At 68.3% G+C, this 25,183-nt stretch carries 23 protein-coding genes and 1 tRNA gene; 16 read left to right on the forward strand and 8 right to left on the reverse strand.

Annotated features, from left to right (window positions below):
• The first annotated feature begins 22 nt into the window (after positions 1-22).
• From BN1313_RS14810 to BN1313_RS14830, 5 genes are all read left to right on the forward strand, one after another.
• Positions 23-3,220, forward strand: coding sequence for an amidohydrolase family protein (locus BN1313_RS14810; protein WP_091743057.1), 3,198 nt, complete (start codon positions 23-25; stop codon positions 3,218-3,220).
• A gap of 59 nt (positions 3,221-3,279) precedes the next feature.
• Complete coding sequence (locus BN1313_RS14815; protein WP_091743059.1) at positions 3,280-4,977, forward strand: MFS transporter; 1,698 nt, start codon at positions 3,280-3,282, stop codon at positions 4,975-4,977.
• Positions 4,978-5,189: 212 nt separating this feature from the next.
• Positions 5,190-6,128, forward strand: a complete 939-nt coding sequence (gene cysD, locus BN1313_RS14820) for a sulfate adenylyltransferase subunit CysD (RefSeq protein WP_091743061.1) — start codon at positions 5,190-5,192, stop codon at positions 6,126-6,128.
• Positions 6,128-8,032, forward strand: a complete 1,905-nt coding sequence (gene cysN / locus BN1313_RS14825) for a sulfate adenylyltransferase subunit CysN (protein ID WP_091743063.1) — start codon at positions 6,128-6,130, stop codon at positions 8,030-8,032. The genes cysD and cysN overlap by 1 nt, the downstream gene beginning before the upstream one ends.
• A complete protein-coding gene (locus tag BN1313_RS14830) occupies positions 8,029-8,769 on the forward strand; it encodes a 3'(2'),5'-bisphosphate nucleotidase CysQ (protein ID WP_091743065.1) in 741 nt (246 codons plus the stop codon). Before cysN ends, BN1313_RS14830 begins: the two co-directional genes overlap by 4 nt.
• Positions 8,770-8,772: 3 nt before the next feature.
• Here the strand turns inward: BN1313_RS14830 and BN1313_RS16405 are convergent, their stop codons facing one another.
• Positions 8,773-9,027: a hypothetical protein gene (locus tag BN1313_RS16405; RefSeq protein WP_141653170.1), complete on the reverse strand. Its 255-nt coding sequence runs from the start codon at positions 9,025-9,027 to the stop codon at positions 8,773-8,775.
• 61 nt (positions 9,028-9,088) lie between these two features.
• The gene (locus BN1313_RS14835) at positions 9,089-9,718 is read right to left on the reverse strand and encodes a TlpA family protein disulfide reductase (protein ID WP_091743067.1); all 630 of its coding nucleotides are present in this window, start codon (positions 9,716-9,718) and stop codon (positions 9,089-9,091) included.
• Between BN1313_RS14835 and argH the strand changes: the two genes are divergently transcribed.
• Genes argH through lysA form a run of 3 tightly spaced genes read left to right on the forward strand, consistent with a single transcriptional unit; the run spans position 9,717 to position 12,729 of the window.
• Entirely contained in the window at positions 9,717-11,156 is a 1,440-nt protein-coding gene (gene argH, locus BN1313_RS14840; RefSeq protein WP_091743069.1) for an argininosuccinate lyase, read from the forward strand. The two genes, BN1313_RS14835 and argH, sit on opposite strands and share 2 nt — an antisense overlap.
• Positions 11,153-11,452 carry a hypothetical protein gene (locus BN1313_RS14845; protein WP_091743071.1) on the forward strand — a complete coding sequence of 100 codons (300 nt, stop codon included), beginning with the start codon at positions 11,153-11,155 and terminating at the stop codon, positions 11,450-11,452. The genes argH and BN1313_RS14845 overlap by 4 nt, the downstream gene beginning before the upstream one ends.
• Complete coding sequence (lysA, locus tag BN1313_RS14850) at positions 11,449-12,729, forward strand: diaminopimelate decarboxylase (RefSeq protein WP_091743073.1); 1,281 nt, start codon at positions 11,449-11,451, stop codon at positions 12,727-12,729. Before BN1313_RS14845 ends, lysA begins: the two co-directional genes overlap by 4 nt.
• 40 nt (positions 12,730-12,769) lie before the next feature.
• Here the strand turns inward: lysA and BN1313_RS14855 are convergent, their stop codons facing one another.
• From BN1313_RS14855 to BN1313_RS14865, 3 genes are all read right to left on the reverse strand, one after another.
• Complete coding sequence (locus tag BN1313_RS14855) at positions 12,770-13,837, reverse strand: 3-deoxy-7-phosphoheptulonate synthase (RefSeq protein WP_091743076.1); 1,068 nt, start codon at positions 13,835-13,837, stop codon at positions 12,770-12,772.
• 195 nt (positions 13,838-14,032) lie between these two features.
• A complete protein-coding gene (locus tag BN1313_RS14860; RefSeq protein ID WP_245620247.1) occupies positions 14,033-14,557 on the reverse strand; it encodes a phosphoribosyltransferase in 525 nt (174 codons plus the stop codon).
• Positions 14,557-14,910, reverse strand: a complete 354-nt coding sequence (locus BN1313_RS14865; protein ID WP_091743080.1) for a zinc-ribbon domain-containing protein — start codon at positions 14,908-14,910, stop codon at positions 14,557-14,559. Before BN1313_RS14865 ends, BN1313_RS14860 begins: the two co-directional genes overlap by 1 nt.
• Positions 14,911-14,991: 81 nt before the next feature.
• Here BN1313_RS14865 and BN1313_RS14870 point away from each other — a divergent pair, with 81 nt between their 5' ends.
• From BN1313_RS14870 to BN1313_RS14885, 4 genes are read left to right on the forward strand one after another with little or no spacing between them, the layout of a single operon-like run.
• Positions 14,992-15,702, forward strand: a complete 711-nt coding sequence (locus BN1313_RS14870) for a cell division ATP-binding protein FtsE (protein WP_425415040.1) — start codon at positions 14,992-14,994, stop codon at positions 15,700-15,702.
• On the forward strand, positions 15,699-16,592 hold the full coding sequence (locus tag BN1313_RS14875; RefSeq protein WP_091743082.1) for a cell division protein FtsX: 894 nt from the start codon (positions 15,699-15,701) through the stop codon (positions 16,590-16,592). Before BN1313_RS14870 ends, BN1313_RS14875 begins: the two co-directional genes overlap by 4 nt.
• Positions 16,589-17,200, forward strand: coding sequence for a YdcF family protein (locus tag BN1313_RS14880; protein ID WP_091743084.1), 612 nt, complete (start codon positions 16,589-16,591; stop codon positions 17,198-17,200). The genes BN1313_RS14875 and BN1313_RS14880 overlap by 4 nt, the downstream gene beginning before the upstream one ends.
• A 10-nt stretch (positions 17,201-17,210) precedes the next feature.
• Positions 17,211-17,912, forward strand: coding sequence for a lysophospholipid acyltransferase family protein (locus BN1313_RS14885; RefSeq protein WP_091743086.1), 702 nt, complete (start codon positions 17,211-17,213; stop codon positions 17,910-17,912).
• On the opposite strand, the gene BN1313_RS14890 is transcribed toward BN1313_RS14885, so the two are convergent.
• Entirely contained in the window at positions 17,909-18,439 is a 531-nt protein-coding gene (locus BN1313_RS14890; RefSeq protein ID WP_091743087.1) for a gamma-glutamylcyclotransferase, read from the reverse strand. The two genes, BN1313_RS14885 and BN1313_RS14890, sit on opposite strands and share 4 nt — an antisense overlap.
• Positions 18,440-18,460: 21 nt before the next feature.
• Between BN1313_RS14890 and BN1313_RS14895 the strand changes: the two genes are divergently transcribed.
• On the forward strand, positions 18,461-19,495 hold the full coding sequence (locus tag BN1313_RS14895) for a DUF2125 domain-containing protein (protein ID WP_091743088.1): 1,035 nt from the start codon (positions 18,461-18,463) through the stop codon (positions 19,493-19,495).
• Between the two features lie 305 nt (positions 19,496-19,800).
• Here the strand turns inward: BN1313_RS14895 and BN1313_RS14900 are convergent.
• Positions 19,801-19,877, reverse strand: a tRNA-Met gene (locus BN1313_RS14900).
• Positions 19,878-19,981: 104 nt separating this feature from the next.
• Here BN1313_RS14900 and BN1313_RS14905 point away from each other — a divergent pair.
• The 3 genes from BN1313_RS14905 to BN1313_RS14915 are packed head-to-tail and all read left to right on the forward strand — an operon-like array spanning position 19,982 to position 23,993.
• Positions 19,982-21,010, forward strand: coding sequence for a glycosyltransferase (locus BN1313_RS14905; protein WP_091743089.1), 1,029 nt, complete (start codon positions 19,982-19,984; stop codon positions 21,008-21,010).
• On the forward strand, positions 21,010-22,713 hold the full coding sequence (gene asnB / locus BN1313_RS14910; protein WP_091743090.1) for an asparagine synthase (glutamine-hydrolyzing): 1,704 nt from the start codon (positions 21,010-21,012) through the stop codon (positions 22,711-22,713). Before BN1313_RS14905 ends, asnB begins: the two co-directional genes overlap by 1 nt.
• A gap of 35 nt (positions 22,714-22,748) precedes the next feature.
• On the forward strand, positions 22,749-23,993 hold the full coding sequence (locus BN1313_RS14915; RefSeq protein ID WP_091743091.1) for a PQQ-dependent sugar dehydrogenase: 1,245 nt from the start codon (positions 22,749-22,751) through the stop codon (positions 23,991-23,993).
• Here BN1313_RS14915 and BN1313_RS14920 read toward each other — a convergent pair.
• A complete protein-coding gene (locus BN1313_RS14920) occupies positions 23,990-25,102 on the reverse strand; it encodes an NAD(P)/FAD-dependent oxidoreductase (protein WP_091743092.1) in 1,113 nt (370 codons plus the stop codon). The genes BN1313_RS14915 and BN1313_RS14920 overlap by 4 nt on opposite strands.
• Between the last annotated feature and the right edge of the window lie 81 nt (positions 25,103-25,183).

Consider the following 25,183-nt stretch of genomic DNA (forward strand, 5'->3'; position numbering starts at 1 on the left):
CTTGGGTTGGAGACGCGCTGGCATGACCGGTTCGAATAAGGGCGTGGATCGCCGCAAGCTGCTGTCGCTGGGCGGAACGGCCGCGGTCGCCTCGGCCATGCTCCCCGCCGTCGGCATGGCTCAGTCGCCTGCGCCGACGGCGGCGGAGGGTCATGTCCCGCTCGCCGCCGGACCCGTCTACGTCACCGCCTATGAGGGGACGAACATCTGCATCGCCCCATCGCCAGATGAACGGACCATCGTCTTTGATCTCTACGGCATTCTCTGGACCCTGCCGATCTCCGGCGGCGTGGCGCGGCGCCTGACCGACGAATTCGCCGATGCCGCCCTTCCGGAATGGACGCCCGACGGCAAGACCATCGTCTTCCAGTCCTACCGCAGCGGTAACTTTCACATCTGGCGGATGAACCCTGACGGCTCCGGGATCGCCCAACTGACCACCGGCGCCTTCGACTGCCGCGAACCGCGGGTCTCGCCGGACGGGTCCAAGGTCGCCTTCTCTTCGGACCGCAGCGGATCCTACGCCATCCATGTGCTGGACCTGTCGACCGGCGCCGTCAGCCCCTGGTCGAATGGGAAGGGCCAGGCCTGCCAGCCGGCCTGGTCGCCAGATGGCGCAAGAATCGTTTACGCCGTCGATCGCACCCGGATCGAGGTTTGCGCCAAGGGCCAGCCGCCGACGGTCCTGGCCAACCTCGCTGATAACCCCGATTTCATGAACGCGACCCTGGCGCAGAGCCCCTGCTTCGATCCGAAGGGCGGCCTCGTCTTCCACGTCGTCGAGAACGGCAAGACCGAGTACCGCGGCTCCGACGGCGCCCTGTTTGCAGGCGAGGACCTCTTCCCGTTCCAGCCGCGCTGGCTGAAGTCCGGCGACATGCTCTATACGGCCGACGGCCAGATCCGTCGGCGCGCCGGCGGGAAGGTCACCAAGATCCCCTTCGCCGCCCAGAACCCGGTCACACGGCCCAGCTATCCCAAGGCGCGGAAGGACTTCGACTCCGCGACGCCCAAGCCCGTAATCGGCATCGGCTCCCCCGCGCTCTCGCCGGACGGCCGCCAAATCGCTTTTCGCAGCCTCAATGCGCTCTACCTCCTGCCCGTGGGCGGAAGGGCGAAGGCGATCGTCGACGACGGCTTTTGGGTCTGTGATCCCGCCTGGTCGCCGGATGGCCAGACCCTCGCCTATTCCACAGACCGCGGCGGCAAGCTCGACATCTGGCTGCGCGACCTGGCTACAGGCGCCGAACGTCAGCTGACCCATGGCGCCGACGCCGCCCTGTCGGCCGCCTGGTCCAAGGACGGCGCCCAAATCGCCTTCCTCGACCAGCAGGGTGGCCTGTTTCGCGTCGATGTCGCGACCGGCGCCACAACGCGCGTCTTCCAGTCCCTCTGGGAGCCCGGCAAGCCCAGCTGGAGCGCCGACGGCAAGACCATCGCCTACGCCGCCTTCAAGCCCTATTCCGCCCGCTTCCGCGAAGGCCTGAGCGAAATCCTCACGGTGGATGTCGCCACAGGCGTGGCGACCTACCAGCCGGTCTTCCCAGACCGCTCGCTGGGCACGCGCGGCGACGATGGGCCTGTCTGGACGGTCGACGGGACGAAGATGGTCTTCGTCTTCGCCAGCCGCCTCCATGTCGTCGCCGTCGACGCCACCGGCAAGTTCATGGGGGCTCCGGTCGCAATCAACAATGAAGTCAGCGACGCCCCAACCTTTAGCGCCGACGGAAAGCAGGTCCTCTATCTCAGCGCCGGCAAGCTACGGCTGATCCCGACCACCGGCGGAGCGCCCCGCACGGTGGCCCATGGACTGACCTGGGCTAACGTGAGGCCCAAGGGCCGGCTGGTCCTCCGCGCGGGTGGGCTCTGGGAGGGTCTTGGCCCCGATGTGAAGCGCAACGTCGACGTCATCGTCGAAGGCGCGCGGATCGCCGAGATTGTCCCGGCCGGATCGGTCAAGGTGGCTGACGCCAAGCTGATTGACGCCGCCGACGCCACCGTGATCCCCGGCATGGTCGAGATCCACGCCCACCGGCAGATGGCCGGCTACGCCTATGGCGACCGTGACGGCCGGCTGTGGCTGTCGTTGGGCGTCACGACGACTCGCTCGCCGGGATCGCCGGCCTATCACATGGTCGAGGACCGCGAGGCGCTGGATTCCGGCCGCCGCGTGGGCCCACGCTATTGGTCGACGGGCGAAGCGATCGATGGCAACCGCATCTTCTACAACTTCATGCGGCCGGTGAGCGAACCGGGCCAGATGGCGCTCGAGCTGGAACGGGCCGCGGCCCTCTCCTACGACCTGATGAAGAGCTATGTCCGCCTGCCGTTGGCGGCCCAGAAGGAGTTGATCGACTGGGCGCACGCGCACGGTCTGCCCGTCACCGGCCACTATCACTACCCGGCCATGTCCTTCGGCCAGGATGGGATGGAGCATATCGGCGCCACCAGTCGGCTGGGCTATTCGCGCACCGTCACCGCCACTGGCCACAGTTATCAGGACGTCGCGGCGGTCTTCGTCCAGAGCGGCGCCCGGCGCACCCCGACTCTCTTCCAGTCGAGCGCGATGTACGGCGAAGACCGTTCGCTGGTGGACGACGCACGTATCAAGGCGCTCTATCCGCCATGGGAATATGCACGGCTCTCGGCCCGCGCCGAGGCCCTGGCCAAGAGCGACAACAGCGTCACCATGGCCTTCCTTGAACGCAATGTGCAGCACCTCATGGCCATCCTGCGCAACGGCGGGCGAGTGACCGCCGGGACGGATTCGCCGATCGATTTCAACGCGATCAGCCACCACATGAACCTGCGAGCCATGGTCCGATACGGCATGACCCCTTATGAGGCGTTGTTGACCGCCACGCGCTTCTCCGGCGAGTTCCTCGACGCGCCGCTGGGCGTCATCGCGCCGGGCATGCTGGCCGACCTCGTCGTGTGCAACGCCGACCCCCTGGTCGACATCGCCGCCGCGGCGGACGTCCGCATGGTCGTCAAGAACGGCGAGGCCCTGGATATGCCGGCGATACTTGGGCCCTTTGGCGCGGCGAAACAGGCCTACGCGCCGGTCCCCGAGCCGCAGGCCCAAGAGAGCGCAGGCCTGTGGTGGCACCAGGCGTCCTGGGTCGAGGCCAGCCGCACGGCCTGCTGCCTCGACGCCGATTGCCTGCGCGCCGGCGACCTCAGCGGACTGGCCAGCCGCTTCCAGTGCGTGGAGATCTGAGCGCCATTGCACGGGGCGGCCGCCCAGCCTAACTCGTCGGTCCTTAGGAGGGACGGACCGTGGCGGAGACCACCGCGCCAGCAGGCGCCGAGCAAGGCGGTGAACCGGCGGACCGCCTGACCGCCCCGTTCCGCGAGGCGATCTTCCGCCGCATCTGGTTCGCCAGCCTGTTCTCCAACTTCGGCGCCCTGATCCAAGGGGTCGGCGCCGCCTGGAGCATGACTGAACTGACAGGCCGGGCTGATCTGGTCGCCCTTGTCCAGTCTGCTCAGATGGCGCCCTTCATGGTCTTGTCGCTAGCCTCCGGCGCGATCGCCGATATGTACGACCGGCGCAAGGTCGCCCTGATCGGCCTGGGCTTCTGCCTCTTCAGCTCCGCTTGCCTGACGATCATCGCGATGGCCGGCGGCCTATCGCCAGCGGTGCTGCTGATTTTCACCTTCACCATCGGGCTCGGGGTCGCGATCTTCGCACCGTCGTGGGCCGCCTCCGTGCGCGAGCAGGTCAATCCACGCCTGCTGCCCCAAGCCATCGCGCTCAATTCGATCAGCTTCAACATCGCCCGCAGCTTCGGTCCTGCGCTAGGCGGCGTGATCGTAGCCGGCGCCGGCGCGGGCGCCGCCTTTGGCTTGAACACCCTGTTCTACCTGCCGCTGATCTATGTCCTGTGGAAGTGGAACAGGGTCGAGACACCGTCCCGTCTGCCACCGGAGCGGCTGGGCTGGGCGGTCGTCTCTGGCGTACGCTTCGTCTGGCACGCCCCGAGTATCCGCAAGGCGGTGATCCGCACCTTCCTGACCACCGGTTGCGGCGGCTGCATCTTGGCGCTCATGCCGTTGGTGGCGCGTGAGAATCTGCAAGGGGAGGCTGAGACCTTCGGCCTGATGCTGGGCGCCTTCGGCGTCGGCGCCATCGCCGCAGCCTTCAGCGCCGGCGAAATCCGACGCCGGATGAGTGCGGAGACCTGCGCGCGGGTCTTCAGCGTCACGCTGGGCCTGAGCATGGCGGTGATCGGCGCCAGCCACTCAGCCCTATTCACCGCGCCCGCCCTCATCGCCGCCGGCGCCTCGTGGATGAGCCTGATCACCGTGTTCAATGTCAGTGTCCAAACCAGCGCGCCGCGATGGGTCTCGGGCCGCGCGCTTGCGACCTTCCAGGCGGCCAACGCCGCAGGCAACGCGCTGGGGGCCTGGTGCTGGGGCCTGGTCGCCGGCGCCTGGGGGCTGACGCCGGCCCTGCTCATCGCGGGCGGCCTGATGACGCTGTTGCCGGTCGTCGGTCTGTGGCTGACCCTCGACCCCATCACGGGCCGCGACGGCGACGCGCTGGAGGCGCCGGCGGACCCCGATATCCGCCTGGGCGTGACCGGCCGCAGCGGCCCGATCTCCATCGACGTCGAGTACCGCATCGATATCGAGCGGGCCCGCGAGTTCTACCGCACAATGCAGGCTGTCCGGCAGCTGCGCCAACGCAACGGCGCCTATGGCTGGTCCCTGTCGCGCGACCTCGCCGATCCGGAACTCTGGGTCGAACGCTATTCCTCGCCGACCTGGCACGACTATCTCCGTCTGCGCGCCCGCACGACCGAGGAGGACGCCGAAGCGCATCGCGCAGCGCTCGCCTTCCACGTGGGTGATGCGCCCCCCATCGTGCACCGCCGGCTGGAGCGCCCGCTAGGCTCGGTCCGCTGGACCGACGACGTCCCGGAAGGCGCTGAGACCGTCCCGGTCATGCCTGGGACGTCCGGCTCAGTCTGACGTCCGGCTCGTGCCAACCGGCCAGATTTTCTACGACCCCGGGAAGGATTCATTGGGCTTCCGTGGGCGGCTTTGGCCTTGCGCGCCCAGGCGCCCTGCTCACATAAGTCTGCCCAACTGCGGACGAATGGCCGCGATCTCTCGCGCGGCGCCAGCGCCCTCAGTCCGAACCTGGCGCGCCAGGAAGAGGCAGGAACCTTTCAGTGAATCTAATGGTCGATCCCGCAAAGGCCGCCGAGGCTGGCGTCACCCCAGACCGGCTGACACACCTCCAACGTCTGGAGGCCGAAAGCATCCACATCATGCGCGAGGTCGTCGCCGAGTGCGAAAACCCGGTCATGCTCTATTCCGTCGGCAAGGACTCAGCGGTGATGCTGCACCTCGCCGCCAAGGCCTTTTTCCCAGCCAAGCCGCCCTTCCCTTTGCTGCACGTCGACACGACCTGGAAGTTCCAAGACATGTACGCCATGCGCGAGCGCATGGCCGCCGAGCTCGGCTTCGAACTCCTCGTCCACCAGAACCCAGAAGCCCTGGCCAAGGGCATCAATCCCTTCGACCACGGCTCGCTGCACACCGACATGTGGAAGACCGAGGGGCTGAAGCAGGCCCTCGACAAATATGGCTTCGACGCAGCCTTTGGCGGCGCCCGTCGCGACGAAGAGAAGTCCCGCGCCAAGGAACGCATCTTCTCCTTCCGCACCGCCCAGCACGTCTGGGATCCCAAGAACCAGCGGCCCGAGCTCTGGCGGCTCTACAACACCCGCAAGGCCAAGGGCGAGAGCGTCCGGGTCTTCCCGATCTCCAACTGGACCGAGCTGGACATCTGGCAATACATCCACCTGGAAAATATCCCCATCGTGCCGCTCTACTTCTCCGCGGTGCGCCCGGTGGTCGAGCGCGACGGCGCGCTGATCATGGTCGATGACGACCGCATGCGGCTCGCGCCCGGCGAAGTCCCGATGCAAAAGTCGGTCCGCTTCCGGACGCTCGGCTGCTACCCCTTGAGCGGCGCCGTGGAGTCCACCGCCGCCACCTTGCCCGAGATCATCCAGGAGATGCTTCTCACCACCACCTCGGAGCGCCAGGGTCGCAAGATCGACCACGATCAGGCCGCCTCGATGGAGAAGAAGAAGCGGGAAGGCTACTTCTGATGGCTCACGTCTCCGACCTCATCGCCACCGACATCACCGCCTACCTTGAGGCCCACCAGCACAAGTCGCTGCTGCGGTTCCTGACCTGCGGCTCCGTCGACGACGGCAAGTCCACCTTGATCGGCCGCCTGCTCTACGACTCCAAGATGATCTTCGAGGACCAGCTGGCCGCGCTTGAGGCCGACTCCAAGAAGGTCGGCACGCAAGGCGGCGAGATCGACTTCGCCCTGCTGGTCGACGGCCTGGCCGCCGAGCGCGAGCAAGGCATCACCATCGACGTCGCCTACCGCTTCTTCTCGACAGACAAGCGCAAGTTCATCGTCGCCGACACCCCCGGCCACGAACAGTATACGCGCAACATGGTGACCGGCGCCTCGACCGCCGACGCCGCCGTCATCCTGATCGACGCGCGGCAGGGCGTACTGACCCAGACGCGGCGCCACAGCTACCTCGTGAAGCTGCTCGGCATCCGCCATGTGGTGCTGGCGATCAACAAGATGGACCTGGTGGGCTGGTCGCAGGACCGCTTCGCCGAGATCCTGGCCGACTATGAAGCCTTCGCCCAGAAGATCGGCCTGACCGACTACACCCCGATCCCGATCTCCGCCCTGCGCGGCGACAACATCACCGCTCATAGTGACGCCGCCCCTTGGTATCAGGGACCCGCGCTCCTGCCTTTCCTCGAGACCGTCGACATCGACGACGACGAACGCGAACGGCCGTTCCGCCTGCCCGTCCAGTGGGTCAACCGCCCAAACCTCGATTTCCGCGGCTTCGCAGGCCTGATCGCCGCCGGCTCGGTCAAGCCGGGCGACGCCGTGCGCGTCCTGCCGTCAGGGCGCACCTCCACCGTCTCGCGCATCGTCACCAAGGACGGCGACCTGGCGGAGGCGGTCGCCGGCCAATCAGTGACGCTCACGCTCGCTGACGAGATCGACGTCTCCCGGGGCGACGTCCTGGCCGCCGCCGACAGCCCACCCGAGGTCGCCGACCAGTTCGAGACCACCCTGGTCTGGATGTCCGACGAGCCCCTGCTTCCTGGCCGGCCCTACTGGCTGAAGATCGGTACGAAGCTGACCTCAGCCCAGGTCACCGACATCAAGTACAAGGTGAACGTCAACACCTTGGAACATCTGGCCGGTAAGACCCTCGAGCTCAACGAGATCGCCGTCTGCAACCTGTCGGTCGACCAGCCCATCGCCTTTGACCCTTACGACCAGGGCAAGGACACCGGCGGCTTCATCCTCATCGACCGGATGACCAATGGCACGGTCGGCGCGGGCATGATCCGCTTTGCGCTCCGCCGCAGCCACAACATCCACTGGCAGGCCCTCGACGTCACCCGCGCCAGCCGCGCCGAGGCCAAGCGGCAAAAGCCGGCGGTCCTGTGGTTCACCGGCCTTTCCGGCGCCGGCAAGTCGGCGATCGCCAATATCGTCGAGAAGAAGCTGCACGCCGAAGGCCGGCACACCTACCTGTTGGACGGCGACAATGTCCGCCACGGCCTGAATCGCGACCTAGGGTTCACCGACGCCGACCGCGTCGAGAACATCCGCCGCGTCGCCGAGGTCGCCAAGCTGATGACCGACGCCGGCCTGATCGTGCTGGTCTCCTTCATCTCGCCGTTCCGCGCCGAGCGAGACATGGCCCGCAAGCTGATGGCCGCGGGCGAGTTCTTTGAGACCTTTATCGACACGCCTCTCGCCGTGGCCGAGCAGCGCGACGTGAAGGGCCTCTACCAGAAGGCCCGCGCCGGAGAGCTCAAGCACTTCACCGGCATCGACAGCCCCTATGAGGCGCCGGAGACCCCTGAGCTGAGGATCGACACCACGGCCCTGGAGCCGGAGGCGGCCGCCGACCTGATCATCGCGCGCCTTCGCGACGCCGGCGTGCTCAGCGCGTGAGCGACATCCTGTCGGACCACGCGCTCGCCCACCGCCTGGCTGAGGCCGCGGGCGAGATCCTACTGGCGATCCAGCGCTCCACGTTGCTCGACGGCAAGCCGTTGGGCGCGGCTGGCGACGCCGTGGCCAACGCCTTCATCCTGCGGGTCCTCGCCGAACAGCGACCTGAGGATTTCCTGCTGTCGGAGGAGGCCGCCCCCGATCCGGCCCGCCTCGGCAAGCGCCGGGTCTGGATCATTGATCCCCTCGACGGGACCCGGGAGTTCTCGGAAGGCCGCGGCGACTGGGCCGTTCACGTCGCCCTGACCGAAGACGGACTGCCCACGGCCAGCGCCGTCGCCCTGCCGGGACTTGGCGTCGTGCTCTCCACTGAAACACCGCCCGCCGTGCCGCACTTGGACAACCCTCTGCGCTTCGTCGTCAGCCGCACACGCCCACCGGTGCAAGCTGAGGCCGCCGCCAAGGCCATGGGGGCGGAACTCGTGCCCATGGGCTCGGCGGGCGCAAAGACCATGGCCGTCGTCCGCGGCGAGGCCCACGCCTACATCCATTCCGGCGGTCAGTATGAGTGGGACAGCTGCGCCCCTGTCGGCGTCGCCCAGGCCGCGGGCCTGCATGTCAGCCGCATCGACGGATCCCCGCTGATCTATAACCGCCAGGACCCCTACCTGCCGGACCTGCTGGTCTGTCGCAAAGACCTGGTCGAGCGGCTGCTGGCGGCGATCGCGGCGGCGTAAAGCTCAGGCGTCGCAGATCCGGTCGCCTGTCCGGGTGACATGGAACGCACCCGTCACCGACAGCACGATCCAGTCCCCACAGTGGGCGATCACCTCGCCCTGCGGGGTGCGCACCTGAATCGCCTCCGCGTGCTCCAGGGTGCGCGCGTCATCGCCCAACCACATCAATAGATTGCGCCAATTGGTTGAATCCCCGGGCGGCGGGACGCGAAGCGCGGCGCCATGGTCGAAGGGCGGTAGAGAACTGAAGCTGGTCATGAGTCCGATTCGCCGAAGCCTTGCGCTCACGGTTCGGCTGCTTCGGTGACCAAGACCTTAATCAGCCCTCGGCGAGAATCCTGTCGATCAGCGCTTTCGGTCCGGCGCCCGCCCAATCGGCGTCACCGGCGATTCTCGCCCGCTCCAGCCCGTCCTTGCCGTAGATGATGGTGGTCGGCAGGCCCTGGGCCGCCGGCTGCATCTCCCACGGGAACTTGGCCTCAGGGTCATTGTAGAATTTCAGCGGCGGGTGCTGCGTGATGAAATTGCGCGCCTCCTGGGCCTTGTCCGGCTTGTCGATGCTGATCGCCACGACGGACACAGGCCTGCCGTCGTACGCCTTCTGCAGCGCCGCCAGCGTCGGCATCTCGATCTTGCAAGGCGCGCACCAGGTCGCCCACAGGTTCACCACCGTCACCTGACCCTTGAAGGCGGCGATCTTGGTCGGCTGGCCAGCGGCGTCGACGAAGGGATAGTCGCTGGCCGGTTTGCCGGCGTTGGTCGTGCTGATTTTGGACGCGAATCCAGACGTATCGGCGCTCTGTGCGGCCGGCGCCGATTCTTGCGGTTCAGCCGGCTTGGTTCCCGACTGGCCTATGATGTAGATGAGCCCGGCCACGCCGACCGCGCCTGCGCCGAGGAGGGCCCACTTCAGGGGTCCGCCGTTCGCCTTCTCCGGATGACCGCTCATGACCGACGACTCCTCTGACGCTGCAAAGCCCACTGGCCAACCGACGGGACCGGCGCCCAAAGGTCAAGCCATGTGGGGCGGCCGGTTCGCTGACAAGCCGGCCGAGCTGATGCAGGCGATTAACGTCTCCATCGGTTTCGACAAGCGTCTCGCTGCACAGGATCTCGCCGGTTCACGGGCGCACGCCGAGATGCTGCGCACAACCGGCGTGATCTCCGCCGAGGACGAGGCCCAGATCCAGGCGGGTCTTAAGACGATCGGCGAAGAGATCGAGGGCGGAGTGTTTCCCTTCCGCGAGGAATACGAAGACATCCATATGAACGTTGAGGCGCGCTTGCGGGAACTAATCGGCCCGCCAGCCGGCCGGTTGCACACGGCGCGTTCGCGCAACGACCAGGTGGCCGTCGACTTCCGGATGTGGGTCCGCGACGCCTGCGACCAGACCGGCGATCAGCTTCGCCGCCTGCAACGCGCCCTGCTGAACAAGGCCGAGGCTCACGCCGCCGACCTGATGCCAGGCTTCACCCATCTGCAACCTGCCCAGCCGGTCACGTTCGGCCATCACCTGATGGCCTATGTCGAGATGTTCGGCCGCGACGCCTCACGGTTCGCCGATGCGCGAACGCGGATGAACGAAAGCCCCCTGGGCGCGGCTGCGCTCGCCGGTTCGCCCTTCCCCATCGACCGCTTCCAGACCGCCAAGGCGCTCGGCTTCGACCGGCCCACGGCCAACTCGCTGGACAGTGTCTCCGACCGCGACTTCGCCCTGGAGAGCCTGGCCGCTGCGGCGATCTGCGCCATCCACCTGTCGCGCCTGGCCGAGGAAATCGTCATCTGGATGACGCCGCAGTTCGGCTTCATCACGCTGTCGGACGCCTTCACCACCGGCTCGTCGATCATGCCGCAAAAGAAAAACCCCGACGCCGCTGAGCTCGTGCGCGCCAAGGCCGGGCGTCTCTTGGCCTCCTTCACCCACCTCGCCGTGGTGATGAAAGGCCTGCCTTTGACCTATTCAAAGGACATGCAGGAGGACAAGGAGCCCACCTTCGAGGCCTTCGACGCGCTTCGCCTCTCGATCGCCGCCATGACCGGAATGATCGCCGACCTGACCGCCAATACTGGCCGCATGTCCGCGGCCGCAGGCGCGGGCTTCTCCACCGCCACCGACTTGGCCGATTGGCTGGTGCGCGAATTGAACCTGCCGTTCCGGGAAGCGCACCACATCACCGGTTCGGCTGTGAAGTTGGCCGAGACTCTCGGCGTCGACCTGCCGGGCCTGCCGCTCGCCGAATTGCAGGCCTTGGAGCCGAGGATCACCGCCAGCGTTTACGAGGTCTTGACCCCGGAGGCTTCAGCGTCCAGCCGCAGGAGCTATGGTGGCGCTTCGCCTGAGCAGGTGCGCGTTCAGATCCAACGCTGGAAGGAGATTCTCGCATGAGCCTTCGTCACACCCTGATCGTCGCCGGGCTGCTGTCGACATCCGCGATCGCCGGTTGCGGCAAGATGGGCCAGTTGGAGCGCCCCGGCCCGTTATTCGGACGCACCCCGACCGCCGAGTCCGCGGCCGCGACGCCCGCTGAAGACGTCGAGACCGTGCGCACCATCGACCCGCGCGATCGCCGCAACGTCCAGCCCAATTTGCCCGTCCGCACCGACCCGATCCAGAACACCCGCGACCCGACCGGCAAAGCCCCGCAAGGCGCCTTGCCCGACCCCTTCCACTATCCCGAATGAACCACTTCGAGCTGAAGGGGGGCGAGCTCTGGTGCGAGGACACGAAGCTTAGCCGCATCGCCGAGACTGTCGGCACGCCGGTCTACATCTATTCCTCGGCCACGCTCGAGCGGCACTTCAATGTGCTGCGCGATGCGTTGGTTGGCGCCGGCGTCGTCGAGCCGCTGATCGCCTTCGCGGTCAAGGCCAACCCCAATGTCGCGGTGCTACGCACTCTGGCCCGGCTGGGCGCGGGCGCCGACACCGTTTCCGAGGGTGAGATTCGCCGGGCGCTCGCCGCCGGGGTGCCGGCCGACCGCATCGTTTTTTCCGGCGTCGGCAAGACCGCCGAGGAACTGGCCTTCGCTCTGGAAGCTGGCGTCGCCGAGGTGAACGTTGAGTCCGAGCCCGAGCTTGAAATCCTCGACCGTATCGGCCGCGAAAAGGGCGTCCGCGCCGCTGTCGCGATCCGCGTCAATCCGGACGTGGCCGCCGGCGGCCACGCCAAGATCGCCACCGGTAAGGCCGACAACAAGTTCGGCGTTTCCTTCGCCGAGGCCGAGCGCCTCTACGCGCGGGCCATGAACATGGCCGGCGTCCGCGCCATCGGCGTCGCCTGTCACATCGGCAGCCAGATCACCGACCTCAGGCCCATGGAAGAAGCCTTCTTCAAGATGCGCGGCCTGGTCCAGCGCCTGCGCGCCGCAGGCCTTCCGGTTGAGCGCCTGGATCTCGGCGGCGGCCTTGGCGTGCCTTACTTCAACCAGCCCGATCCGCCGGCCCCGGACGAATACGCCGCCATGGTCGCCCGCGTCACCTCGGGCCTGGATGTGTCGCTGGCCTTCGAGCCCGGCCGAATGATCGCGGCCAACGCCGGCGTCCTGATCGCCAAGGTGCTGCATATCCACGAGCGTCCGGAAGGCCGCCGCTTCCTGGTGCTGGACGCGGCCATGAACGACCTGATCCGCCCGGCCATGTATGACGCCTATCACCACATCCGGCCGGTCGAACCGCGCGCCGGCGAGGTTGGGCCCTATGACGTAGTCGGTCCAATCTGTGAAACCGGCGACACCTTCACCCGCGACCGCGACCTGCCCCCGCTCGAGCCCGGCGACCTCGTCGCGTTCATGAGCGCCGGCGCCTACGGCGCGGCCATGTCCAGCGAATACAACAGCCGCCTGCTGGTCCCGGAAGTCCTCGTCCGCGGCGAACAGTTCGCCGTCGTCCGCCCTCGCCCCACCTATGATGACATGCTGTCGCGCGAACGCATGCCGGTGTGGTTCGAAGACCCGCAATAATCCCGCTCATCCCGGCCTTCGCCGGGGTGAGCGCAGATTGTTAGGCCGCCGCCTGACGCCGACGCCGGCCGCGGACCGCCTGGGCCAGGTCTTCCAGCACGGCGACGGAATCCTCCCAGCCGATGCAGCCGTCGGTGATTGACTGGCCATAGATCAGCGGCCGGCCCGGGACGAGGTCCTGACGGCCCGCCACGAGGTGGCTCTCGACCATGACGCCGACGATCCGCGTCTCGCCGCCGGCCACCTGTTCGGCGATGTCGGCCACAACCTTCGGCTGGTTCTCCGGCTTCTTGCCGCTGTTGGCATGGCTGGCGTCGATGACCAGGGCCTGGGGCCGGGCCGCGCGGGCGAGTTCGGCGCAGACCGCCGCGACGCTGGCGGCGTCATAGTTGGGCGCCTTGCCGCCGCGCAGCACCACATGGGCGTCCGGATTGCCGGTGGTCGTGGCGATCGCCGAGCGGCCATCCTTGGACACCGCCAGGAAATGGTGCGGCTGGGCAGCCGCATAGACCGCATCGACGGCGATCTTCACATCACCCGCCGTGCCGTTCTTGAAGCCGACCGGGCACGACAGCCCCGAGGCCATCTCCCGGTGGATCTGGCTCTCGGTCGTGCGCGCGCCGATGGCGCCCCAGCTCACTAGGTCGGCGATGTACTGCGGGGTGATGATGTCGAGGAACTCCACCGCCGCCGGCAGGCCGAGGTCATTGACGTCGCGCAGCAGGGTGCGGCCCAGGCGCAGGCCCTTGTTGATCTGGAAGGTGTCGTCGAGGTCCGGATCATTGATCAGGCCCTTCCAGCCCACCGTCGTGCGCGGCTTTTCGAAATAGACCCGCATGATGATCTCGAGCTCGCCCGACAAGCGCTCGCGCACCTCGGCCAGGCGGCGCGCATAGTCCATGGCGGCGATCGGATCATGGATCGAGCAGGGCCCGATGATCACCGCCAGCCGGTCGTCCCGGCCGTTCAGGATTTGATGCAGGGCGCGGCGGGAGCCGGCCGTCACGCTGGAGGCGCGGTCGCCCGCGGGGATTTCGGCCATCACCTCCGCTGGCGTGCTCAGCGGCTGCATGGCGGCGATACGGAGGTCGTCTGTGGAGTCGGGCATGGGTCTCTTCCGGTGTTCGGAGCGGTCCCAGCGGCATAAAAAAAGCCGCCGGAGGCGGCGGCTTGATGTGGGTTTCTACGATCCGTTCAGGTCGCAAGGTCCCGCATCGCCGCCGCAGAGGGGCGATAGCTAAACCAAAACGAAAACTGGCCCGAGGCGCGGATCATGCCTTCGCCTCTACATCAGGCGGCGGGATCAGTCCAGAGCGGCGATGTGGGGCAGGCCGCGCAGGGTCCCGGCGCTATCCATGCCATAGCCGACGAGGTAGCGGGCCGGCGCCTCCCAGGCCACAAAGTCCGGCTTGATCGCCCGTTCCGTCGGCCAGGGCTTGCTGGCGAACACCGCCGTCAGCACCGACCGGGCGCCGGAGTCGCCGACGAGCCGCGCCGCCTCACTGAGCGACAGGCCAGTGTCGAACACATCGTCGACGATCAGCGCCGTCCGCCCCGACACTGGGCGTTGCAGGTCGGCGCGCACCTCGCACCGCCCCGAACTTTGTCGCTCATCGCGGTAGGAGGCCAGCCATAGGGCGTCGAAGCGCACGTTGCGACCGGCCCGCGCCAACGCCCGCATCAGGTCCGCGCAGAACCAGACGCCCCCCGTCAGCAGGCAGACAACCACTGTGTCATCGTCGATCCGCGGCGCGATCTCCTGGGCCAGCGCCTCCACCTTCGCGGCGATTTCCGCCTCGCTTAGCAGCACGGTTCCAACCTGTTTCATCATTCCCCCAGGACCGCGGCGTAGACGCCGGCCGACGCCGGCCAAGCCCGTTCAATCTCCGTTCGGAAGACCGCCGTGACGCCCGCCAGAACCACAACGACGCCCGCCGCCGCCCACACCTTCAGCACCGATCGCCGGCGGCGCGGCGGCGGCGCTGGCCGTAGCGAAAACAGCTCCGGTAACGGATCGTGCATTTCCCTGATCTCGTCCGACGGCCCCGCCGGCGCCTCAACATGGCCCTGTGCGCGCCACGTCGTATCGCACGCTGAGCAGCGCACGCTCCGCCCTCCCGGCGGCACGGCGTCGTTGTCGACGAAATAGCGGGTGGCGCAGGCGGGGCAGGTCAGTATCATGGCCAATGAATCGGACGCTCCAGCAACCTCAGTCGAGGTCGCCGATTTCGGCTTCCATGTCCATCAAACCCGCACCCTGACATGGCCAACCCGAAACTTTCTGCATCTGGCGACTTGCCCGCAATCCAGTTCGACCAGGTCTCAATGCGCTACGGAGACGGCCCCCAGGTGCTGCGCGACCTGTCATTCGCCCTTGCGCCCGGCAGCTTCCATTTCGTGACGGGCCCATCCGGAGCCGGCAAGAGCTCGCTGCTGAAGCTGATCTGCCTCGCCGCCCAGCCCTCTACAGGCGCCGTGCGCCTATTCGGGCGGGATGCCACCGCCTTGCCCGCCAGCGCCCGACCGCAGTTGCGCCGCCGCATCGGCGTGGTTTTCCAGGATCTCCTGCTGCTCGATCACCTCTCGGCCTTCGACAACGCCGCCCTGCCGCTACGGATCGCCGGCCGCCGGCCCGCCGACTATCGGGGCGACGTCGCTGAACTGTTGACCTGGGTCGGCCTCGGCGGACGAATGGACGCCATGCCGCCAACGCTTGCTGGCGGCGAACGGCAGCGGCTGGCTATCGCTCGCGCCCTGGTGAACCGCCCCGACATTCTTGTCGCCGACGAGCCCACCGGCAACGTCGACCAGGAGATGGCGCTGCGCATCCTGCGCCTCTTTGTCGAGATGAATCGCCTCGGGGCCACAGTCATCATCGCCACCCATGACCAGGACCTGATCGCCCGCTCCGGCCGGCCGGTCCTGCGCCTGGAGGGGGGTCGCATCCGTAGCCTTGAAGAGACCAAGGCATGAGCGGCCCCGACTTCGCCGCGCGCTGGAAGCCGGCGCCCTTCCTGCCCCAGGGCGAGGGCCGCGACCTCGGTCTCACCTTCGCCATGGCGACGCTCTGCTTCCTGGCCTGTTTGACGGCCCTCGCCGTCCTGGCCGGCGACCGGGCGGCGCGGAACTGGAACGGCCAGCTGGGCGCCGAAGCCACCGTCATCGTTCGCGCCGCCGGCGGCGAAAGCCCCGACTCAGCCGCCGCACGCGCGGCCGAGGCGCTGGCGGGCGCCAAGGGCGTCTCTGAGGCGCGCGCCCTGGAACCCAAGGTCGCCTACGACCTGATCCGCCCGTGGCTGGGCGACATCGCCGATATCGAAAACCTGCCCGCCCCGCGCCTCGTCGCCGTCACCCTCGACCGCGACACGCCGGCTGACGCCCAGACCCTGCGCGCGGCCCTGGCCAGTCAGGGCCTGGACGCTGTCGTCGATGACCACTCCGTGTGGATCGAGGACATCCGCCGCGCCGCCGGCGCCGTGCGCTGGACAGCCATCGCCATCCTTGTCCTGATCACGGCCGCCGCGGGCGCCGTCATCGCCTTCGCCGCCCGCGCAGGCCTCGCCACCCGTCGCGACGTGGTCGAAGTGCTGAAGCTCTCCGGCGCCAGTCCCGGCTTCATCGCGCGCCTGTTCGTCGGCCGCTACGCCGGCCTCGCCGCGGTCGCCGGTGCGATCGGCGCGGTGGGCGCAGCCGTCGTCGGCGCCCTCGCCCGCCTCGCTGGCGGCGGCGCGGGCCTCACGCCCGCCCTGCCCGTCGCATGGATCGATCTGGCGGCGCTCCTGCCTTGCCCTCTGCTGGCCGCGATGGTCGCCGCTCTGGCCGCCCGCGCCGCCGCAGCGCGGATGATCCGCGAGAGCGCATGAGAAGCGTCACCACATTTATGGTGTTGGTCGCCATCTGGCTGGCGGGCTTCTTCGCCTTCGCCAGCCGCGTCCAGCAGTCGACACCGCCCATCGAGCCCGCCTTCGCCGATGGCGTCGTGGCTCTGACCGGACCGCGCTCGGACCTGCGCCTGGGCGCGGCTGTCGGCCTGCTGGAGGACGGCAAGGCCCAGCGCGTGCTGATCTCCGGCGTCAGCCGCATCGCCAACCGCGAGGACATCCGCGCCGCCTCTGGCGCGACCCGTCGCCTCTATGACTGCTGCGTAGATCTTGGCTTTCGCGCCGCCGACACTGTCGGCAACGCCCGCGAGACGATCGAGTGGGCCGCCGCCATGCGCTACAAGAGCCTGATCATCGTCACCGCCGACTACCACATGCCGCGGGCCATGCTTGAGCTGCGCGCCGTCACACCAAAGGACCTGGCCCTGCAAACCTACGCCGTGCCGACGCCCGCGCTGCAGTCGGCCCGCTGGTGGCGCCGGCCCAGCGCCGTGCGTCTGATGGCGCTGGAATACAGCAAATACCTGGCGATCCTGGTACGCGAGGCGGTTCTCAGCCTGGGGCCGCGGACGCGCCCCGGCGAAGCCTGAGGACGCGACGGTGCTGGCTCTCCGATCGACCCTTTTCGCCATCGTCTTCTACAGCTGGACGGCGCTGTATTCGTTGGGGATGACCCCGCTGCTGATCTGCCCGCGCGGGTGGTGCGTCGTCGCCATGCGCTTCTGGTCGCGGACGGTGATCGTCTTGCTGAGGGTTATTTGCGGCATCCGGGTCGAGGTCCGCGGCGCGCCGCCCCAGGGCCCAGCCCTGATCGCCGCCAAGCACCAGAGCGCGCTGGACGTCTACGCCGAATTCGCCTGGCTGCCGGACTCGTGCTTCGTCGCCAAGAAGGAGCTGCGGAAGATCCCCGGCTTCGGCTGGTGGGCGCTCAAGGCGCGGATGATCTACGTCGATCGCGAAGGCGGCTCCGGCGCGCTCAAGAAGCTCGTCCGCGACGCGCAGGACCGACTGAAGGACTCCCGCCAGGTCCTGATCTTCCCCGAGGGCACCCGTCGCCCGCTGGGCGCCGAGCCTGACTACAAACCCGGCGTCGCCGCCCTCTATCGCGAGCTCGGCATGCCGGTCTCGCCGCTCGCCACGAACTCCGGCGCCCACTGGCCGCGCAAAGGCTTCCGCATGACGCCTGGGACCATCGTCTTCGAGTATCTTGAACCGATCCCCCCCGGCCTCAAACGCGGCGAATTCATGCGCCTGCTCGAAGAGCGTATCGAGGACGCCTCGGCCCGCCTCGCGCGCCTCTAAGGCTCCAGCGCCTCGACCATCGCCAACAGGCTCTCCATCCCGCGATCACGCACGCCTTGCGCCTGCAGATGTCCTACGAGATCCCGCAGATAGTCGATGTTCCTGCCCGACAGTCCCGAGGCTCCCGCAATCAGGGCCGCCTGCTGCTCCAAGCTCAATCGGCCGGCCCACTGCGGGTGCGCCACATCGGACAGAAAGGAGAGCGCCGTCACGCGACGCCCGTCCGCCAGCCGGACCGCCGACTGCGCCTCGTAGTAGGTCTCGGTCGGCTGCTCGCGTTCGCGCAGATAGGCATAGACCTCGTCCCAATGGGCCTCATCGACCCGATAGGCCGTGCCCCGGGCCGTGCCGCCTGGCGCCAGGCCCAGCACCAGGCCCGGCCGCTCCGGCGTGCCGCGGTGGTGGACGGAATAGATGCAGAAGGCCCGGCGGCGACCATGTAGGATCGCGTCTTGTCGCTCCGCGAACGGAAACCCAGGCCGCCACATCAGCGAGCCGTACCCGAAGACCCAACGCGCGTCCGCCATCACCCTGCCCCGAAGGATCTGATGTCTCTGCACGATCTGCCCCCGCCTCGCAAACGTCGCCACATCGGCGTCTGGCTCCCCTTCGTCGCTGCGGTCCTTTTGTCGATCGGCTGGACTGGCTGGTGGCTCTGGTCCCGCGGCGAGGCCCGGGCCCAGCTGGAGTCGGGCGCCAGCAGCCTGCGGGCGGCTGGCTACGACGTGGCCTGGCAGGACATCAGCTTGGGAGGCTATCCCTTCCGCCTCGACATCGTCCTCGCCGGCGCGCGGATCGCCGACCGATCCGGCTGGGCGCTGGAGACTCCCAGGCTGGAGGCTGAGGCCAATATGCTTGCGCTGGGCCATTGGATCCTGGCCACACCGCAGGGCCTGAGCGTCATCCGGCCCGAGGGCGGGCGCATCGATGTCACGGGCAGGCTCCTGCGCGCCTCGCTCCGCAGCCTGGACGACACCCCGCCGGCCTTCTCCTTCGAAGGCGCCGACCTCGCTTTCGCACCTGGCGCAGGCGCCCAACCCTTCGTCCTGGCGGCGGCCAAGACCGTCGAGTTCCACCTCCGCAAGGGTCCCGACAACGAGGGTGGCGTCTTTGCGAAACTCGAAGGCGGCCGCGCCACGCCAGGCCGCCTGTTCGCCATCGCTGGCGAGGGCAAGCCCGTGTCCTTCGCCTGGAACTCGACCTTCTCGAAATCGAGTGCGCTGAAGGGTGAAGACTGGGCGGCCGCCGTGCGCGCCTGGTCGGCGGCCGGCGGCGCCGTCCACCTGCGCGACGCGGGCGTAACCGCCGGCGACGTCAGCTTGACCGCCCGCGACGCGACGCTGGCCGCCGGCCGCGACGGCCGCCTCTCAGGCAGCGTGCCCGTCACCTTGCGCAACGGTCCCCGCGCGCTCCTCGCTCTCGGCCAGATCGCCGCCATCCCGCCCGAGACCGCCGAAGGCGCCGCCCTCATCGCCTCCGCCCGCCAGGGCCTCGGCCAGACCGCGGAGGCGACCCTCTACTTCCAAGCCGGCAAGGCGACCCTCGGCCCCATCGCGATCGCGCCCGCGCCGAAGGTCTATTAGGGTCGGCGAGACGCCGGCTAGCTGGGGTCCCAGCGAACCGGCAGCCTCAGCTTGCGCCCCTCAACTGGTACGCCCAACGCATCTGTCGCGCGCATCCGGCAGGGCGGGTCGGTCCAGCCAGATCGGCCGGACAACGAACTCATCGACAGTTTGAGCGTGGGCCCCGCTGAGTGACAGCAACATGCACGCTGTCGCACTCAGACAAGAGGTAAGCGATCTTGCCAATCTCATGTTCTGACGATGGCCACGGACCGTCAGGTTCGCAATCCATTCAAGATCGACCGGACTGTCAGTTGTCTGCCGGTTGGTAGCTGGGGGCGGGATCGAACCGCCGACCTGTGGGTTATGAATCCACCGCTCTAACCATCTGAGCTACCCAGCCCCATTGGGCCGCGGCCCTCGGAGAGGGGCGCGTTATAGGGATTTGCGCTTCAGCCATCAAGCGGCTTGGGGCCAGGCCTTGCAGCCGCTAGGTTCGCAACCGCGATGAGCGTGCTTCACCTCCTGGGAACGGCCGGCGACGGCGGCGCCGAGACCTATTTCCTCGACCTGATCGCGGCCCTGGCGGCCGCGGGCGTCGTGCAGTCGGCCGCAATCCGCGCCCATCCCGTTCGCGAGGCTGCTCTGACGGCCGCCGGCGCGCCAACCATGACCGCGCGATTCGGACGGCCCTTCGATCCCTTCACCCGCATGGGCGTCGCCCGCTTCGCCGAGCAGCAGCACACGGATGTCGCGGTAGCCTGGATGAACCGCGCCGCCCGACACACGCCAAAAGGCCGCTGGGCGCGGATCGGCCGGCTGGGCGGTTACTACAAGCTCAAATACTATCGCGGCTTCGACCATCTCGTGGCCAACACCGAGGATATCGCCGACTGGGCGGTGGGCCAGGGCTGGTCGGCGCGGGCCATCAGCTACATTCCCAACTTCGCCGCCGAGCCTCCCGCCGCTGTCCCCGTTGACCGCGCCAGCCTGGCGACCCCCGCCGATGCGCCGCTGCTCCTGGCCATGGGGCGCCTGCACCAGGCCAAGGCCCATGACATCGCCCTCCAGGCGCTCACCCAAATCCCCGACGCCCACCTCTGGATCGCTGGCTCAGGGCCGCTGGAGGCCAAGCTCCGCGCCTTGGCCGCCGCCCTGGGCGTTGAGAATCGCGTCCGTTTCCTGGGTTGGCGCACCGACGCCTCGGCCCTCTATCGGGCGGCTGACATCTGCCTGTTCCCCTCGCGCTACGAGCCCCTGGGCAATGTGGTGATCCAGGCCTGGGCTCATGGCTTGCCGGTGGTGGCCGCCGCCAGCCAGGGCCCCGCCGCCCTGATTCACTCCGGCGCTGACGGCCTGCTGACGCCCATCGACGACGCTTCCGCCCTCGCCGAGGCCGTGCGATCCCTCATCGCCGATGCCGCTCTGCGGGTCCGCCTGGCCGACGCCGGCCGCAAGCGCGTCGCCCAGGGCTTCTCGGAAGCCGCTGTCGTCGCCCAATGGCGCGAACTCTTCGCCGCCCACGGCCTGCGCTGATGTGCGGCATCGCCGGCTTCCTGACCCGGCCGGACGCCGAGAACAGCCGAGTCGAGGCCATCGTCCAGACGATGATCGAGGCCCTGTCCCACCGCGGCCCCGACGGTGTGCGGATCGAGCGGACGCCGGCCGGCGTGATCGCCCACGCCCGGCTTTCCATCATCGACCTTGAGGGCGGCTGGCAGCCCCTGCACGCCGCCGGCGCGACCGTGGTCGGCAATGGCGAAATCTATAACTACCTCGAACTCGCCCGAGACTTCGGCCTGGAGACGGCGACGGGCTCCGACTTCGAACCCCTGCTCCACCTCTACGCCAGCGAGCGCGAGGCGGCCTTTCAGCGGCTCCGTGGCATGTACGCCTTCTGCCTCATCGGTGCGGATGGCTGCGCCTGGCTGGCGCGCGACCCTTTCGGCATCAAGCCGCTCTATTACGTCCGGCACGACGATGGCGTCGCCTTCGCGTCCGAGCCGCACGCCCTGCTCGCCGCCGGGGTCATCGAGCCTGGGCTCGCCGAGCACGGCCGCAGCGAGCTTCTGGCCTTCAACTACGCCCTGCAATCCCCCTACCCCCACATTCAGCGGCTCGAGCCCGGCCAGATGCTCGAGATCACCGCCGGGCGCATCACCGGGCGGCGCTTCCAGCGCGCCATAGAGGGCGGCCGACCCAAGCGCCCGGTTGTTCGATACAGAGACAAGGCGGTCCTGCTGGATCAGCTCGACACGGTCCTGGACGACGCCATCGCCGTCCATCAGCGCTCTGATGTCGCCTACGGCCTGTTCCTGTCCGGCGGCGTCGACTCCAGCGTCATCGCCACCGTTATGGCCCGCCAGAACAGCCGGCCGGTCACCGCCTTCACCTGCGGCTTCGACGCGCCGGGCGCCGCAGACGAACGGGCCCAGGCCGAACGGGTGGCGACCGCGCTCGACCTCGACTGGCGCCAGACGACCTTCGGCGAGGCCGACTTCTGGCGGATCGCACCCCTGGTCGCCCAAGCGCTCGACGACCCCACGGCCGACTACGCGACCCTGCCGACCTACCGCCTGGCGGAAGCCGCGAAAGAAACGCTGACCGTCGTGCTCTCCGGCGAAGGCGGCGATGAGTTGTTCGCCGGCTACGGCCGCTATCGCCGCGCCATGCGACCGACCTGGCTGGGCGGCCGCAGGTCAGAGCCGCAGACCACCGATGCGGACGCCTTGCACCGCTGGCGCCTGCGCGCGATCGCACCCGCCGGGATGGACGACCTGCAACGCGCGCAGTTCGCCGATATCGCAACCTGGCTGCCCGACGATCTCCTGCTCAAACTCGACCGTTGTCTGATGGCCCATGGGCTGGAGGGCCGCACGCCGTTCCTCGATCCCGTCGTCGCCGACTTCGCCTTCAACCTGCACGACAGCCACAAGATTCACGGTCGGTTCGGCAAGCGTGTCCTGCGCCAGTGGCTGGAGCGGGAATGCCCAGCCGCCCAGCCCTGGGCGCGCAAACAGGGCTTCACCGTGCCTGTGGAGCGCTGGATCGCGCCGCGCGCAGCCGACATCGCCGGTCGGCTTTCCGAAGTGCGGGCCCTGCGCGAGGCGGGTATCACCGCGGACGCCTTCGCCCCTGGCCGCCGTTGGCCGATCCTGTTCTTCGCCCTGTGGTCGCAGATCCACCTGGACGGCGCGACGCCCGCCCAGGCGCTGGAGACGGTTACTGGAACTATTTGAGCCCGCACGCCTTGGCTCAGCCAGGAGGACCCGCCATGCCCAAGCTTCTCGCCACAGCGGCGCTCGCCGCCCTGCTCTGCGCCTGCGGACAGTCCGGTTCAGCCCAGACCAGCGCGACCGCGATGCGGCCCGGTGCGCCCGTGCCGACCGATCCGCCGAACGCCAAGGGCCAGGCGCCGGCCTTCCCCGGCCAGACTCGCGCGCCTGAGATCAAGTCTGGCGTCGCCTTCGGCAGCCAGACCTATGTCTCCGGTATCGACAAGCCGTGGGGCCTCGCCTTCCTGCCGGGCGGCGGCCTCCTGATCACAGAGAAGGCCGGCCGCCTGCGCCTGTTCAAGGCCGGCAAGCTGTCCGACCCGATCGGCGGCTTGCCGCCCATCGACGCCCGCGACCAGGGCGGCCTCCTCGGCGTCGCTGTCGACCCAAACTACGCCGCCAACGGCCGCATCTACTTGAGCTTCTCGGAGGGCTATCCGGACGGCAAGACCAACACCGCCGTCGCCAGCGGCCAACTGGTGCTGAAGGACGGCCAGGCGCCGATCCTGACGGACACCAAGGTGATATGGCGCCAGACCCCGCCCTGGGAGTCCACGAAACACTTCGGCTCGCGCCTGGTGTTCGACAACACCGGCGCGCTGTTCATCACCACCGGCGAGCGCTCTGTGGCGAGCGGCCGCATGCAGGCCCAGAACCTCGGCGTGACCCTGGGCAAGATCGTCCGTATCAAGACCGACGGCTCGATCCCCGCCGACAATCCATTCGTCGGCCGCGAAGGCGTAAAGCCCGAGATCTGGTCGAACGGCCACCGCAACATACAGGCCGCCGCCATCAACCCGCGCTCGGGGGTTCTCTGGGAGGTCGAACATGGCACGCGGGGCGGCGACGAGGTCAACATCGTTAAGAAGGGCGCCGACTACGGCTGGCCCAGCGTCGCCTATGGCGTCGAATACGCCGGCGGCAAGATCACCGGCGGCCTGACCCAGAAGGCCGGGACCGAACAGCCCGCCTACTATTGGGACCCGGTCATCGCCCCGTCCGGCATGGCCTTCTATGAGGCCGACCTGTTCCCCGCCTGGAAGGGCAGCCTGTTCGTCGGCGGCCTCCGGTCGACCGCCCTGGTCCGCCTCGTCCTCGACGGCGACAAGATCGTCGGCGAAGAGCGCCTGCTCACCGACCTGGGCCAGCGTATCCGTGACGTCATCGTTGGCCCTGACGGCGCCCTCTACGTCGCCACCGACGAAACCGCCGGCAAGGTGTTGCGGATCGCGCCGAAACCTTAGAGCCCCAACCGCAACGCCACCTCTTCGCCGATCGCCAGCGAGGCGGTGAGGCCGGGGCTCTCGATGCCGAACAGGGCGACCAGCCCCGCAAGTCCATGCATGTCCGGCCCATCCAGCCGGAAATCGGGCTGCGGCTCGTCCGGCCCGTGCAGCTTCGGTCGTACGCCGGCGTAGTCGGGGGTCAACGCGCCGTCCGGCAGCCCAGGCCAGAAGGTCCGGATATAGGCCGAGAACTCCGCCTCGGCGCTCGCATCCACCGTATAGTCGGGGTGGTCCACATAGTGCAGGTCAGGCCCGATCACGCCCTGCCCGCCTAGGTCGGTCCGATAGTGCGCGCCCACCGATCCATGTCCCGGCGGCGGGTAGATGAGCCGGCTGAACGGCGGCTTTCCAGCCAGACGGAAGTACATGCCCTTGCCATAATGCGGCTCCGGGATCTCCGCTGCCGGAAAGCCAGCGATATGCGCCGCCACTCCCTGCGCCGACAGGCCCGGCGCGGTCACCAGATAGCGGCAGGTCAGGGTTGTGGGCTGTTCCCCGCCCGCCTGGATCTCGAACCCGCCGTCGGCCAGCGGCCGTGCGGCCTCAAACGGCGTCGCCAGCACCACCGTTCCGCCGGCGGCCTCGATCTCACCCTCGAGCGCCAACATGTAGCCGTGGCTGTCGAAGACCCCGCTCTGCGGCGACGAGAGCGCGCCGACGCAGAAGAGCTCCGGCTCCAGAGCGATGGCCTCCGCCGCGCTCAGCTCGATCACATCCTCGACGCCATTGGCCTGCGCGCGCCGCAGCAGCGCCCGCAGGCCCTCCAGCTGCTCCGGCTTCGTCGCCGCCACCAGCTTGCCGCAGCGGGCGTAGTCCACGTGGTGGGCATCCAAAAAGGCGTAGAGCGCGCGCCGACCTTCGACGCACAACCGCGCCTTCAGCGACCCCGTCGGATACTGCAGCCCCGCATGGATCACCTCGGAGTTCCGCGACGAAACCCCCTGCCCGATCGCCGCATCCTTCTCCAGAACCGCCACGATCAGCCCGCGTCGTGCGAGCGCATAGCCGCACGCAAGCCCCACAGCGCCCGCGCCCACCACCACAGCATCGAAATCGAAGTCGGCCATCCGCTAGGCTAACGCTCATGACTGGGTTTGGCGCCAACAAAACAGCTCTAAGTTGCTCTTTTGTTCTTGACCATGAAGCTC

Source organism: Phenylobacterium immobile (ATCC 35973), assembly GCF_001375595.1.
GTDB classification, from domain to species: domain Bacteria; phylum Pseudomonadota; class Alphaproteobacteria; order Caulobacterales; family Caulobacteraceae; genus Phenylobacterium; species Phenylobacterium immobile.

Coding starts and splice junctions, on each gene's coding strand:
- BN1313_RS14810 (WP_091743057.1), top strand. CDS start 23: ATGACCGGTTCGAATAAGGGCGTGGATCGCCGCAAGCTGCTGTCGCTG.
- cysD (WP_091743061.1), top strand. CDS start 5,190: ATGGTCGATCCCGCAAAGGCCGCCGAGGCTGGCGTCACCCCAGACCGG.
- cysN (WP_091743063.1), top strand. CDS start 6,128: ATGGCTCACGTCTCCGACCTCATCGCCACCGACATCACCGCCTACCTT.
- BN1313_RS16405 (WP_141653170.1), bottom strand. CDS start 9,027: ATGACCAGCTTCAGTTCTCTACCGCCCTTCGACCATGGCGCCGCGCTT.
- argH (WP_091743069.1), top strand. CDS start 9,717: ATGACCGACGACTCCTCTGACGCTGCAAAGCCCACTGGCCAACCGACG.
- BN1313_RS14835 (WP_091743067.1), bottom strand. CDS start 9,718: ATGAGCGGTCATCCGGAGAAGGCGAACGGCGGACCCCTGAAGTGGGCC.
- BN1313_RS14845 (WP_091743071.1), top strand. CDS start 11,153: ATGAGCCTTCGTCACACCCTGATCGTCGCCGGGCTGCTGTCGACATCC.
- lysA (WP_091743073.1), top strand. CDS start 11,449: ATGAACCACTTCGAGCTGAAGGGGGGCGAGCTCTGGTGCGAGGACACG.
- BN1313_RS14855 (WP_091743076.1), bottom strand. CDS start 13,837: ATGCCCGACTCCACAGACGACCTCCGTATCGCCGCCATGCAGCCGCTG.
- BN1313_RS14860 (WP_245620247.1), bottom strand. CDS start 14,557: ATGAAACAGGTTGGAACCGTGCTGCTAAGCGAGGCGGAAATCGCCGCG.
- BN1313_RS14865 (WP_091743080.1), bottom strand. CDS start 14,910: ATGATACTGACCTGCCCCGCCTGCGCCACCCGCTATTTCGTCGACAAC.
- BN1313_RS14870 (WP_425415040.1), top strand. CDS start 14,992: ATGGCCAACCCGAAACTTTCTGCATCTGGCGACTTGCCCGCAATCCAG.
- BN1313_RS14875 (WP_091743082.1), top strand. CDS start 15,699: ATGAGCGGCCCCGACTTCGCCGCGCGCTGGAAGCCGGCGCCCTTCCTG.
- BN1313_RS14880 (WP_091743084.1), top strand. CDS start 16,589: ATGAGAAGCGTCACCACATTTATGGTGTTGGTCGCCATCTGGCTGGCG.
- BN1313_RS14890 (WP_091743087.1), bottom strand. CDS start 18,439: ATGGCGGACGCGCGTTGGGTCTTCGGGTACGGCTCGCTGATGTGGCGG.
- BN1313_RS14895 (WP_091743088.1), top strand. CDS start 18,461: ATGTCTCTGCACGATCTGCCCCCGCCTCGCAAACGTCGCCACATCGGC.
- BN1313_RS14905 (WP_091743089.1), top strand. CDS start 19,982: ATGAGCGTGCTTCACCTCCTGGGAACGGCCGGCGACGGCGGCGCCGAG.
- asnB (WP_091743090.1), top strand. CDS start 21,010: ATGTGCGGCATCGCCGGCTTCCTGACCCGGCCGGACGCCGAGAACAGC.
- BN1313_RS14915 (WP_091743091.1), top strand. CDS start 22,749: ATGCCCAAGCTTCTCGCCACAGCGGCGCTCGCCGCCCTGCTCTGCGCC.
- BN1313_RS14920 (WP_091743092.1), bottom strand. CDS start 25,102: ATGGCCGACTTCGATTTCGATGCTGTGGTGGTGGGCGCGGGCGCTGTG.